Below are 13,564 nucleotides of genomic sequence, written 5' to 3'. Positions count from 1 at the left end.
GTGGGGTCGATTTCATTCGACCATTGGCCCACAACAATCGCAGGCAGAATAAATTCTGCCCTACAGGGCGGCGTCGGCGCCCGCGATATAACCAAACACCATGGCGGGACCCAGAGTAGCTCCTGATGCAGGATAAGTTGCACCGGTCACCGGCGCGCTGCAGTTGCCAATAGCATAAAGACCTTCGATCACTTCGCCTGATTCCTTCAGCACGCGAGCCCGGTTATCTGTCGACAACCCGCCCTTGGTACCCAACTCACCGGGGTAAACCTTCACGCCATAAAACGGTGGTTTCAGCAAAGGCCCCAGGCACGTATTCGGGCCCACTTCATGGTCACCGTAGTACTGGTCGTAGGTTGTTCCGCCGCGGTTGAAATCGGGGTCCACACCATCACGCGCATAGTCATTAAATTGACGTACGGTGTTTTCCAGCCCCGTACCATCAATTTCCAGTTGCCGAGCCAGGTCGCTCAAGTTGTCAGCTTTGGCAATCGCGTTCCAGGCATTGCGAGGCACGGCCCAATCCGGGTGAAACTGACTCGGCAGCATGGGGCCAAACGGATAGCGACTGCGATACACAGAGTCAAATACCAGATAAGCGGGCACGGATTCACGACCCGGTTCGTTGGCCGCGATCATGCCGCGGATAACTTTGGTGTAGGAGGAACTCTCATTAACAAAACGCTCTCCCGCTTTGTTCACCATCATGCTGTAGGGCAGGTTCTTTTCGATAACCAGCATGCGCGCCTGCGCTTCTCCCGGTAAAACAATCGTCGGACCCCACCAGGCTTCATCCATGTGAGCCAAACCCGCGCCCAGACGTTTGCCCTCTTCTATCATCTCACCTGTATTGCCCGGTGAGCCTGCGGTCCAGGCTGCATCGGTAGGACCCGCAAGGTATTCCTCGCGCATGGCATTGTTCTTTTCAAAACCACCGCTGGACAGAATCACCGCTTTGCGCGCTTCGACATTTATTTCACGTCCTTCACGGCGCATTTTTACACCCGTTACACGGCCATTGTCGTCCAATAGCTCCTGCACCCCGCTGTTGAGCCAGAGCTTAACGCGGCGGTCACGTGCCGAGCGCCACAAACTGCCGGTCAGCGCGCCACCCAGCACCTGCCTCCGGTCGCGCAGTGAGCGTATGCGCTGGGGAACATCCAAGACATATCGCAGCACCATACTGGCAGCCACTTTCCACCAGCCATCGCCACGCGCCTGCAGTGCCAGAGACTCGGATGCAGTCCATCCGATCAGCCCGAACAGGGTAGTTTGCGGGTGTTGCGGGCGCATCTTGTCCAGATCATCTGCCAGCAACTTGCCACTAAACGGCCGCGCTTCATGGCAACGGTGCATTTGTGCGCCGGGCACGTCCGGGTACATATCGGGGAAGTTAGCCAGTACGTCAAGCCGCAGGTGGGTGCTGCTGTGAAGGTAATCGATAAATTCAGGTATAGCAGTCAGATAAGCTTCTATGCGTTCGTTCAAAGCTGGCTCGTCGACCACGGTTTGCATGTATTCCCGCGCTTTTTCAAGCGATTCATCACCACCGGCCGGTGTGCACAGAGGGCTGTTGGGTAGCCACAATACGCCCCCGGACATGGCTGAATTACCGCCAAACTGATCTGTCTTCTCTACTACCAAGACCTCGGCACCAGCATCCGCCGCCCGGCAGGCCGCGGTCATGGCTCCCGCGCCCGAACCTACGATTATGACGTCTACACTGTGGTCCCAATCTGTCATCTTTGCTCACTCCGGCTTGTCTATCTGAATGGCGCATTCTGACATCAAGCTGGCCTGAGACCAATTCATTCAGCACAATGGTGGCGATAATACCTGTACCAGAGTTATGTAAATCACCGCTTTGCAGTATTTATGTCCGGCACTCTGTGGGGTCAAATTCAGTCGACCGAGTATTGCGCCAAGATCCAGCAGCATACCCAAACTCATAGGCCGGGTAATGCAGCGCCTGGCAGGCCGCACAGCATTTATTCTCCCAAGAATTACATCAAGACCCGGCAGAATAAATTCGGTGCGCTCGGCCAGCGCCCTATAGTATGAGCTTACAGCAGCGGTGCAATCACCAAGCTGACAATCGCCATAACGTTGATGAGAATGTTCATCGACGGACCTGAAGTATCCTTGAAGGGATCGCCTACAGTATCACCAACAACTACAGCTGCGTGGGTATCAGAACCCTTGCCGCCAAGGTTGCCTTTTTCAACGTATTTTTTTGCGTTGTCCCAGGCACCACCGGCATTCGCCATCATCAGGGCCATCAGCACACAGGCCAGCAACGCACCACCGAGCATACCGCCCAGCGACTCTGCGCCCAACGCAAACCCCACCACAACAGGCGCACCAACCGCGATAGCGCCGGGTAAAATCATGCGCCGCAATGCCGCTGTAGTCGCAATATCAACGCAGCGAGCGGTGTCAGGCTCTCCAGTACCTTCCAGCAGACCCGGAATTTCACGGAACTGGCGGCGAATTTCATTAATCATTTCAAACGCCGCGTCACCTACCGCCGTCATCGTGATCGAAGCGATCAGAAACGGTATGGTGCCCCCAATGAACATGCCCACCAGTACCACCGGTTCAGTAATATCTAAACTAAAGTCCGGATGCTTCACCTGCACCACTTCGGCGAAAGCCGCAATGATCGCGAGCGCAGCCAATGCAGCTGCACCAATTGCAAAACCCTTACCAATAGCTGCAGTGGTGTTGCCCACCTCATCCAGCCCGTCGGTGATTTTACGCGTCTCTTCGCCCATACCGGCCATCTCGGCGATACCGCCAGCGTTATCTGCCACCGGACCATACGCATCTATAGCCATGGTAATACCTACCGTGGACAGCATGCCCACTGCGGCAATACCAACTCCATAGAGACCCGCAAGTTCAGTCGAGACATAAATGATGCCCGCCAGGAACAGGATAGGCAATACGACCGACTGCATGCCTACCGCAAGCCCCGTGATCATCACCGTCGCTGCACCTGTTTCCCCGGCGTTGGCAATTTTGATGACCGGCGCTCCGCCGGTGTAATATTCTGTTATGAGTCCAATCGCAACGCCACCGACGGCACCGCAGACTACAGCCCACCAGACGTTTCGCTCCAGCCCCATACTCTCCATCATGAACCAGGCGATAGCGGCAAATATAACCGGCGCCATCAAAGTGCCGGTGCGCAGCGCAGCTTCAGGCGCCGCCCCGGAGCGAGCCCGCACTAGAAATATACCAACCACCGAAGCAAGCAGACCAACCGAGGCCAAGGCCAGCGGCAAAAACATCATGGCTGGCGCAGTCGCGGCGGTCATCGTAGAAGCGATGGCGATACACGCAATCATCGAGCCACAGTAAGACTCAAAAATATCAGAGCCCATACCCGCAATATCGCCCACGTTGTCACCGACGTTATCTGCAATAACACCGGGGTTGCGTGGATCATCCTCGGGAATACCGGCTTCGATCTTGCCTACCAGATCGGCGCCAACGTCTGCGCTCTTGGTGAAGATACCTCCGCCCACGCGCGAGAACAGTGCCACGGTAGACGCGCCCATCCCAAAGCCGTGGATGGCGTGAGCCTGATGCGAATCACCACCAAAATAAAAGTACAGCCCTCCCAGCCCTATAAGACCCAGCGAGGCGACACATAGCCCCATCACCGAACCTCCATAGAACGCTACCGACAAAGCCGTTGCCTGCCCTTCCTCGTGCGCGGCAACCGCTGTGCGCACATTGGCCCGGGTAGCAGAAAACATGCCGAGATAACCTGCGGTGGCCGATGAAACGGCCCCTACTACAAATGAAATTGCCGTATTAAGACCCAGCGGCGAGAAAAAGATGCCGACCACCAACACCGACGAAAACATAAACAACATCTTGTATTCCCGGTGCATGAATACCATGGCACCAAGATGTATCTGATCTGAAATTTTTGTGACAGAAGCTTCGCCGGTGTTATAGCGCAGCATGATTTGATAAATGATGAAAGCTAGCACCAGGCCGGCTACTCCCAACATTGGAGGTATAAACAGGTACTGAGACATGTTGTTCCCTTATTTTATTATTATGGGACTTCTAGTCTTACCACTACTTAGTTAAGCTTTCAAGAGTCTATCTGCCTCCAGTTTGTAGGTAGCGCCGGTAGATTTCTGGCAAATTTTGCGCGACCAACGCACCCAATTGCAGCTCAGCGGCATCCAAAACTTCACGTAATAACGACTCAGTGAGTTGTGCCTCGCAGCCCTGCGCTAACGGCAAATAGCTAAGGTGCCAACGCTCACAAGCGACGCCACCATGATCAACCGCGTAGGGACGACTGAAACCAAAGCAATCACTCTTCTGCAGGCGCTGGTCTATCCAGCGGTGCATTGGTCCAAAAGGACCATCATCAGCAACCTCGGCAGGACTCAACTGCAAACGATAATCAGGAGGTACCGCCGCCGCATCAAATACATCCAGGTCAGTACCCCAATGATGACGCGATCCTCCTGGCAAAGCTGAAAAACGCAAAATCGCATGCATCCACTCCAGCTCAGAAAAAACTTCACGTGCCAGCACAGCCCCGTCATCATCACTAACCGGACGCACGCCGCTGGCCTTGTCGTTCCAGATTTTTAGTTGCCGGTCAAAACTGCGAAAACCACTAGCCACCTGTAAGTCATAGCCGGCTTCGGCCGCAGCGGCCTGCAATTGATAAAATGCCTGCCAGCACGCGGGCTGCAAACCGGTGCCGGCGTTATCGCGCTGCAGATGGGTGTCTGTCTGACCGGTAAGTTGGATTGTTTGCAGATTCATAACGTGAATGATAAATATCGTTGCCGCGAAAGATCAAGAGGCCAGCATAGCATCGTCAGGTTTGGGCGGCAGCACCGGCAACGGCTCATGCAGGCTAATGCCCTGCGCAGAAACCCGACACGACCATGCCATCGCCTCAACACCTGCAGTCATGGCTGCTTGCAGAGTGGCTGCATAAACAGGATCAATATCGGTGGCGGCACTCACTGTCTTGATGCCCTCATGAAAGACACAATAAAATATCACTGCACGTTGCCCACTTTCCACCACCGCCTGCAACTCTTGCAGATGTTTGGTCGCGCGAGTACTCACGGCGTCGGGAAACACACCGGCACCTGCATCACGGCAAAGAGTTACTGATTTCACTTCCACCACGCAGTGCCGATCGCCACTGCTAAGCCACAAGTCAGCACGGCTGCCAGCTCCGTATTTGACCTCTGTTTGCAATTTTTCATAGCCCGCCAACGCTGGCACCCGGGCGTCTGCGATGGCCTCAGCCACGACCTTATTGGCTCGCGCAGAGTGCACGCAGGCGATACCGTTATCCGTCTCTACCAGCTCCCAGGTGTGCGGATACTTGCGCGTTTTGGAATCACTACGCGACAACCAGACTCGCCAGCCGGGCTCTGCACATCCGGTCATGGCTCCCGTATTCGGGCAGTGCACGGTCAGTTCACTGCCATCATCCAGCACTACGTCAGCCAAGAAACGTTTGTAACGACGCACCAGTGTCGCAGGCTGCAAGGTCGGTTCAAAATCCATAATCTAGCCCAACACCCGGGCCAGACGCTGAACCGCTTCTTCGATACGCTCCAAGCCGGTGGTGTAAGAAAAGCGCACGTAGCTGCTGGCCTTATTGCGACCAAAGTCAGCACCCGGGGTCAGTGCCACACCATGTTGCTCCAGCATCTCCAGGCAAAACGCCTGACTATCGTCGCCAAACTTGCTCATGTCAGCATAGATGTAAAAGGCGCCCTCGGGCGGCTGCGGCACCACAAAGCCGATCTTTTCCAGCTCCGGCAGCAGATAATCGCGACGCTGCGCGAAAATATCCCGGCGCTGATCGAGAATTTCTCGGGTGGCCGGCTCAAACCCTGCCAGCGCGGCGTACTGAGCCATGGTCGACATTGAAATAAACAAATTCTGGGCCAACTTCTCCAACTCTGGCACCGCCGCCTCCGGGGCCACCAGCCAACCCAGTCTCCAGCCGGTCATACCAAAGTACTTCGAGAAACTGTTTATCACAAAGGCATCCGGATCGACTTCCAGCACCGAGGGCGTCTCTACCCCGTAACCCAGCCCATGATAAATTTCATCCACTACTAACCAGCCGCGGCGCTCACGCACAGTAGTAGCCAATTCTGCCAACTGCTGACGAGTGAGCACACCACCAGTAGGGTTGGCCGGTGAAGCGACCATCGCTCCCACGGTGGCACTATCCCAATGTTTCGCCACCAGCTCTGCATTTAGCTGAAAACCGGTTTCAGGACCTACCGGCAGCAAGCGTCCCCGCCCTTCCACCAGGCGCAGAAAATGGCGGTTACAGGGGTAACCCGGATCCGGCAGCAACATGTGCTCCCCGGGGTTCAATAGCAGCGCTGCCAGCAATAACAGCGCGCCCGAAGCTCCCGGCGTAATCATGATGCGTCGAGGGTCTATATCAAGCCCGTACTCCTGCTCATACCATCGCGACAGCGCTTCGCGCAGCGCTGGTAAACCGGCCGCCTGCGAATAATAGGTATGACCGTCAGCCAATGCCTGCTGCCCGGCCCGAATAATCGGCTGTGCCGTGGCAAAGTCGGGCTCTCCGGCCGCCAGGTGCACAATATCGCGGCCCTGAGCCTGTAATTCTGTGGCTCGGGCCAAAACTTCCACCACCCGGAAGGGTTCTATATCCGCCATACGATCGGCAAACAAAGGGGCTAGCGGCATAACAACTTCCTCAGCAAGTAAGGCGGGTATTCTACTCTGTTGCGCAACACCCTGCGCAGGGCCACTTTTGATTGTCCAGTAGGATGATTTTGGGCTGGAATGGAAGTCCGATATCTGTTAGGTTTCGCCCCCTCGGAAAAACGCCCATAGGCGCTTCCCGAAAGACTCCACTCACAACCCACCTGCGGGAACGAATCATGCCCCGAAAATCTGCAAAAAAGCCTACCACTTCCGAGTTCAAAAATTTCGAGCCGTATAAGCCAAAACGCGGCGAAGAGTATATGAACGAGAAGCAGCGTGAGCACTTCAAGAACATCTTGCTACGCTGGAAGTCCGAGCTGATGGAAGAGGTTGACCGTACGGTTAGCCATATGAAAGACGAGGCAGCCAACTTTCCTGACCCCGCTGACCGTGCCACCCAGGAAGAAGAATTCAGTCTGGAACTGCGCACCCGCGACCGCGAGCGAAAGTTGATCAAGAAGATCGATAAAACTATCGATCACATTGATGCCGACGACTATGGTTTCTGCGATGCCTGCGGCGTCGACATCGGTATCAAGCGATTAGAGGCCCGGCCCACAGCCACACTCTGCATCGATTGCAAGACACTCGACGAGATCAAGGAAAGACAGGAACAGGGCTAGCGCGATAGCTGCCGCTGATCCACCTTATGTAGGGCGCTTTGCGCCCTCACCTACGGGCCCACTGCATCAGGGCTCGCTTATCTGTGCCCTCGCCAGTTTTCTCGATGCCCGTCATGCGGGCGGTCGCTGGCTGCTGCGCATGGAAGATCTTGACCCACCACGCGAACCACCGGGTGCTGCCACTAGTATCCTGCAGGGCTTGCGTGATCACGGTCTCTATTGGGACGGCGATGTGGTGTGGCAAAGCCAGCGCCACACGGCCTACGCCGCAGCCGTACAAGACCTGATGCAACGCCGGCGCGCTTTTGCCTGTGATTGCACTCGCCAGCAATTGGCCCGCGAAGGCGGCATCTATCTGGGACACTGTCGCGAGCGCGGTCTACCGTTGCAAGCAGGACATTCTATTCGCCTGCGCACTGATGCCGCTGATACCATACAGATTCACGACCTGCTACAGCCAATGCTGGAACAGAATGTCAGCAGCGCAGTTGGCGACTTTGTCATCCTGCGCAAGGACCAGCTTTACGCCTATCAAATAGCGGTAGTGGTTGATGATGCATGGCAAGGTATAACGCACGTGGTTAGAGGCAGCGACCTGTATCCATCGACTCCACGTCAGGTACTGCTGCAGGGCGAACTTGGACTGCCCACTCCCATCTTCGCGCATATTCCCGTAATCACTAACCGGCAGGGACAGAAACTCAGCAAGCAAACTCATGCCCCGGCACTCCAATCCAGCGCCGCAACACAGAATTTACGCCGCGCCCTGGAATTTCTGCGCCAGCCGACTCCTCCGCCCGGGCTAAATAGCCCATCGGCTATTGTGGCCCACGCCGCCCGTCACTGGGACCTGGCCGCGATACCGGGCAGCACAGCCATACCGGATACTTACACAGACTGATACTATCGCCCCATGTATATCAATCGCTCAATGCTCATGATTCTCGGGATCGCGCTGGTGTTCTTTCCCGCCGCGCAGGGTTGGATTATTCAAGGTCCCGAGGCCTGGTACAGGCCCTATCTAATGTGGGCCCTGGTCATACTGCTGGCGTATCTTAACCAGCGCTGGTGGCAGGGTCGTCAATGACACTGGCCGGCGCACCGCTATGGACCTTGGTGCTGTCCTACCTGATTATTCTGTTCGGGGTCGGTCTGAGCATAGAACGGCGCATGGTGCCCGACTGGATCATCAATCACCCTCTGGTTTATGTACTCTCACTGGGCGTTTTCAGTGGCGTACTGGGCGTATACGGTGCCAGCGAACTGGCCTTCAACTTCGGCTATAGCTTCTTCGCCTACTATGTTGGCGTGGTGGTTATGTTCGCCTTTTCGCCGCTGTTATTAGCGCCGTTGAAGCGAATCTGCACGCTTTACCAGCTCAACTCATTGGCTGACCTGCTCAGCTTCCGCTTCCGCCACCCCTGGGTCGGCACGGCGGTCACTGTGGCCCTACTGTTTTCGCTGCTACCGCTGCTGGCATTGCAAATTCAAGCCGTGGCCGATAGCGCCCAGCTGCTGCGCGGACAGACATTGACGCCGACCACATTGCAGCAGAGCCCACTAGCCATCATGTTCTGTGTCGGACTCCTGGGATTTACGTTGTACTTTGGTACGCGACTGCAACAGTCGAACTCACGAGGAGACGGTCTGGTGGGCGCACTCGCCTTCGAGGGACTGGTGAAACTTGCGGCACTGCTGTGTGTGGGGGCCGGGGCGCTCTTTGTCGTGTTCGGGGGTTTCGGGGGACTTGAGACGTGGCTCGCAGAAAACCCTCAGATAGGCCAGCTATTGAATGTACCTCCACGGCAAGATTCTTCACGCGCCCTGCTACTAACTTTCTTCGCTGGCGCTGTTGCCATGCCGCATATGTTTCATCTGCTGTTTGCAGGCTCGCCCCCGCGCGGCGCTCTTAAAGCCGCCAGCTGGGGGGTACCACTGTATCTGCTTCTGTTAAGCCTGCCGATACTACCCATCACCTGGGCAGCGCTAAAACTCGGCAGCGATGCTCCGGTGGCTTACAGTGCGCTGCAAGTTGGGCTGGGCACAGGCTCTGTGCCACTAAGCCTGATTGCTTTCGTGAGCGGCCTAGCCGCGGCCAGTGGCGTCATCATCGTCAGCACTCTGGCGCTGGCTAATATGTGCCTCAATCACCTCGTGCTGCCGCTGCAAATGCTGACCCGTGGTCATCACCTTGACGCCGGCCATGGAATGCATGCGCAACTGAACTGGCTCCGCAGATTGCTCATTTGCCTCATTATAATGGGCGGTTATCTATTCTACTGGGCATTGGCCAACCGCGGATCGCTGGTCGATTTGGGCATGGTCGCGTTCATCGGCACCCTGCAATTGCTGCCCGGAATTCTCGCTACCATTTACTGGCCCGGTGCTAACCGCAAAGGTCTTTTGATGGGTCTGATTGGCGGCTATCTGATTTGGTTTTTCGCCCTCCTGTTGCCGCTGATTAGCCCCGCTGAAACAGATTTTTTTCGTTATCTGCATCTGCACTGGCTAGGCGTGGATGATAGTGCTCGTAGCGCAGCCACCGTGTTTTCGTTGGTCGTTAATACCACGCTATTTCTGCTGGTATCACTATTCACCCACACTAGCGCAGGGGAGCGCGAAGCCGCCGAAATGTGTTCTACCGACGACCTTAACCGACCCGCGCGGCGCACCCTGACGTTGAACACCCCTGAGCAATTTGCCAACTCGCTGGCGAAAGAACTGGGCGCAGACAGCGCGCGTCAGGAAGTATTGCAGGCGCTGCGGGAACTGCAGCTGAGCGAATTGGAATCGCGGCCCTATGCGTTACGACAACTGCGCTCGCGACTAGGCGCCAATCTGTCAGGCATGCTCGGCCCTAATGTCGCCCACCAGATTATTCAGCGTTGCATCCCGTTTGAGTCGGACTCCCCCGCCGATAGCGAAGACATAAATCTGATCGAACGATTCCTGGATACATCGCGGGTGCCCATGGGTGGGCTGGCAGCAGACCTGGATAACCTGCGCCGCTATCATCGTGACCTGCTTCAGGACCTGCCTGTGGGCGTTTTCTCGCTCGGCCACGATGGTGAAGTTCTGATGTGGAACGAGTTTATGGAGCGCATAACCGACAGCAGTGCCGACGGGGTGGTAGGCTCATATCTGTCAGCACTGAATCCTCAGTGGAGCGAGGTGTTGGGACATTTTGTCAGCTCGGACCGGGAGACCACCCACAGTATTGCGGTAGAAAATACGGCTGAAAATATACAATTTCCTGGCAGTCGCTGGATCAGCCTGCACAAAGCCAATGTCGATTCCTCATCACGCGCCAGTGAAGACCGTGTGATAGTGGTGGAAGATACCACTGACAACCGCATTCTGGAGCAGGAACTGCTCCACAGTGAGCGGCTAGCCTCCATTGGGCGCCTGGCCGCTGGCATCGCCCACGAAGTGGGGAACCCGATCACCGCCATTGCCTGTCTGGCACAGAACCTTGAGTATGAAGAAGATGTGAATGCTGTGCAGGAAACAGCGGCAGAAATACTCACTCAAACCGACCGCGTGACGCGCATTGTCGAGTCTCTGGTCAACTTTTCTCATGTCGGATCCGGCTCCCGCGGCAACGCCCCCACCCGCATGCTGCCGTTAAACCTTGCCGATTGCGTGGATGAGGCAGTTCACCTGCTGGAATTGGACTTGAGCGCCAAGCCGGTGCAGTTCAGCAATCTTGTAGATCGCGAGCAGTTAGTACTAGGAGACAGCCAGAAACTGCTGCAGGTTTTTGTGAATCTACTTGGCAACGCCCGCGATGCCAGCTCTGAAAAAGGCTTGGTGGTCATTGATAGTACCAGCCGTGAGCAACAGGTCACCTGCACGGTAACTGACCATGGCAGCGGCATTAGCGAGCAGGATCTAAAGCAAGTGTTTGAACCGTTCTTCACCACCAAGGATCCAGGCCAAGGAACCGGTCTGGGGCTGTCACTGGTTTATAGCATCATGGAAGACCTCAACGGCCACATCCAACTGGATAGCCCCCTGGAAGACGGCTACAGCGGCACCTGCGTGACTCTGAATTTATCGATTGCTGAGTACCAAGAGGAGTATTTGTAACCTTATTACACTGGAAAAACCGGTGTGAAAAGGCTATTTTGGGGCCTTGGGTAACACTAAGCGTCTTTTCAGGTAATTCTATGCAACAAATACTGGTGGTAGAAGATGAGTCAGTCATTCGCACGGCACTGCGCCGTTTGCTCGAACGCAGCCACTACGAAATAGCCGAAGCCGCCTCGGTACAAGAGGCAGAGTCCAATTTCACGCTCAGCGACTTCGACCTGATCATCAGTGACCTGCGCCTGCCTGGCGCGCCCGGAACCGACCTGATAAAGAAAGCCGGGACTACTCCAGTTTTGATCATGACCAGCTATGCCAGCCTGCGATCGGCAGTCGACTCAATGCGCATGGGCGCCGTTGATTACATTGCCAAACCCTTCGACCACGGTGACATGGTGACTGCAGTACAGCGCATCATTGCCGAGCGCCCCGCAGCCATCGATAGTGCCAGCGAAAAAAGAAATATGGCTGTCGTTAATGCCGCCCAGGCGGAAGGGTTTGTCGGTAGTTGTGCGGAAATGGTGACGCTGTACGAACATATTCGCAAAGTGGCACCGACTGACTCTACCGCACTAGTGCTGGGTGAGACTGGCACCGGTAAAGAGCTGGTCGCTCGCACCGTGCATCTGCAGAGCAAGCGTCGCAATGAGCCATTAATCTCAGTGAACTGCGCCGCCATACCTGAAACACTTATAGAATCAGAGCTGTTCGGCTACGAGCGCGGCGCCTTTACCGGTGCCCACGCCAACCGCACTGGTCTTATTGAAGCCGCTGATGGCGGCACGCTCTTCCTGGATGAAATTGGAGAGCTGCCCGTCGAGGCTCAGGCCCGCCTACTGCGTTTTATTCAGGAAGGTGAGATCCGAAGGATTGGTTCGGTGGATTCACGCAAGGTCAATGTGCGCCTGATCTGTGCTACCCACCGCGACCTACAGCAATTGGCAAACGACGGCCGTTTTCGACAGGATTTATACTACCGCATCAACGTAATGCGCTTGCGCCTGCCGGCCTTGCGCGAGCGCGGCAAGGATATACTGGAGCTGGCTGAATACCTGCTGGAGCGAACGGCCCGTAAACTGAACCGCAAGAGCTTTCGTTTTTCGCCCAAAGCTATCCAGGCTATTACCACCTATACCTGGCCCGGCAACATTCGTGAAATGGAAAATGCAGTAGAACGTGCAGTGATCCTCTGTGACGGCGATGAAATAGACAATGAGCTACTGGGCATTGATCTTGAGCTGGTGCAAGTCTCCCAGATCCGTGGTCGCGGCAATGCCGGGACAGAGAAGCAGAGCCGCGTCACCAGCTACGATCCGCCGGAAGATCTCTCACTGGAAGATTACTTTCAACGCTTTGTACTTGAGCACCAAGACTCTATGAGCGAAACCGAGCTGGCGCAAAAGCTCGGGGTCAGTCGCAAGTGCCTATGGGAAAGACGCCAGCGCTTCGGTATGCCGCGACAGCGCGGCAACAGCAAGAACTGGTCTGAGAACGATACTACCGATGCAAAAAACAGTGCAAAAGTAACGTTACCCAAGCGGGGCAAAGTTACAAAAAGTGGGGTAAATCGGTAACGTTACCCCCTTTGTAGCAGTGTTGGCCGGCACGACAAAATTCATAAGTGTCTGATTTTTAACAATATTGTTATAGTTGGCACGACTTATGCTATACCCTAGTCGGCTACAACAATAAAAATAAGAATCTGCCGCAATAATAATAAGAAATCTAACTATGGACCTGGATGGGGAAGACACTGTTTTCCCCTCGTTCCATTCTTCCTTTTAGTGCCAAGAACTTACCGTCACGCCTTTGGGCCTTGCCCGATACCTTTTCCAGTGTGTTAACACTGCACACGCTGCCCGTAAACGTAGTGCGTGCGATAACGAGTTCGAGATATTGCTACAGATTCATATGATTCACGTTTTTTGACCATATGATTTAAAAATAAGTTTCCAAATGCAACGACAACGTGCTTTCATAAGTGGAACAATAATAATAACTAACCTAGAAATAAAAATAAGACTCTGTATATAGAGACCTGGATGGGGAAAACCTAGTTTTCCCTGTCATCATTTCCTTATGGTAGACTGCGTTCC

The 13,564-nt window shown here is 55.2% G+C and carries 10 protein-coding genes; 5 read left to right on the top strand and 5 right to left on the bottom strand.

The features are described 5' to 3' along the window. Window positions 1–60 precede the first annotated feature (60 nt). The 5 genes from EYC98_RS19765 to EYC98_RS19745 form a co-directional block, all read right to left on the bottom strand. On the bottom strand, window positions 61–1,743 hold the full coding sequence (locus EYC98_RS19765; RefSeq protein ID WP_279247125.1) for an FAD-dependent oxidoreductase: 1,683 nt from the start codon (window positions 1,741–1,743) through the stop codon (window positions 61–63). Window positions 1,744–2,063: 320 nt separating this feature from the next. Then, window positions 2,064–4,052: a sodium-translocating pyrophosphatase gene (locus EYC98_RS19760; protein WP_279247124.1), complete on the bottom strand. Its 1,989-nt coding sequence runs from the start codon at window positions 4,050–4,052 to the stop codon at window positions 2,064–2,066. A gap of 67 nt (window positions 4,053–4,119) precedes the next feature. Next, window positions 4,120–4,803: a M15 family metallopeptidase gene (locus EYC98_RS19755; RefSeq protein ID WP_279247123.1), complete on the bottom strand. Its 684-nt coding sequence runs from the start codon at window positions 4,801–4,803 to the stop codon at window positions 4,120–4,122. 33 nt (window positions 4,804–4,836) lie between these two features. After that, complete coding sequence (gene sfsA, locus EYC98_RS19750; RefSeq protein WP_279247122.1) at window positions 4,837–5,565, bottom strand: DNA/RNA nuclease SfsA; 729 nt, start codon at window positions 5,563–5,565, stop codon at window positions 4,837–4,839. A gap of 3 nt (window positions 5,566–5,568) precedes the next feature. Beyond that, window positions 5,569–6,735: a pyridoxal phosphate-dependent aminotransferase gene (locus EYC98_RS19745; RefSeq protein WP_279247121.1), complete on the bottom strand. Its 1,167-nt coding sequence runs from the start codon at window positions 6,733–6,735 to the stop codon at window positions 5,569–5,571. A gap of 197 nt (window positions 6,736–6,932) precedes the next feature. Here EYC98_RS19745 and dksA point away from each other — a divergent pair, with 197 nt between their 5' ends. The 5 genes from dksA to EYC98_RS19720 all read left to right on the top strand — a co-directional run bounded on the left by dksA (window position 6,933) and on the right by EYC98_RS19720 (window position 13,042). Beyond that, on the top strand, window positions 6,933–7,379 hold the full coding sequence (dksA, locus tag EYC98_RS19740; protein WP_279247120.1) for an RNA polymerase-binding protein DksA: 447 nt from the start codon (window positions 6,933–6,935) through the stop codon (window positions 7,377–7,379). After that, window positions 7,333–8,280 carry a tRNA glutamyl-Q(34) synthetase GluQRS gene (gene gluQRS / locus EYC98_RS19735; protein ID WP_420887204.1) on the top strand — a complete coding sequence of 316 codons (948 nt, stop codon included), beginning with the start codon at window positions 7,333–7,335 and terminating at the stop codon, window positions 8,278–8,280. The genes dksA and gluQRS overlap by 47 nt, the downstream gene beginning before the upstream one ends. Window positions 8,281–8,292: 12 nt before the next feature. Beyond that, window positions 8,293–8,466, top strand: a complete 174-nt coding sequence (locus EYC98_RS19730) for a hypothetical protein (protein ID WP_279247119.1) — start codon at window positions 8,293–8,295, stop codon at window positions 8,464–8,466. Next, window positions 8,463–11,468, top strand: coding sequence for an ATP-binding protein (locus tag EYC98_RS19725; RefSeq protein ID WP_279247118.1), 3,006 nt, complete (start codon window positions 8,463–8,465; stop codon window positions 11,466–11,468). The genes EYC98_RS19730 and EYC98_RS19725 overlap by 4 nt, the downstream gene beginning before the upstream one ends. 80 nt (window positions 11,469–11,548) lie before the next feature. Further along, window positions 11,549–13,042 carry a sigma-54-dependent transcriptional regulator gene (locus EYC98_RS19720; protein WP_279247117.1) on the top strand — a complete coding sequence of 498 codons (1,494 nt, stop codon included), beginning with the start codon at window positions 11,549–11,551 and terminating at the stop codon, window positions 13,040–13,042. Window positions 13,043–13,564: the final 522 nt, after the last annotated feature.

Source organism: Candidatus Litorirhabdus singularis (assembly GCF_026262625.1).
Classification (GTDB): domain Bacteria; phylum Pseudomonadota; class Gammaproteobacteria; order Pseudomonadales; family Halieaceae; genus Litorirhabdus; species Litorirhabdus singularis.
The sequence above is the reverse complement of the archived record's forward strand: the minus strand, read 5'-3'. Positions and strand labels throughout refer to the sequence as shown.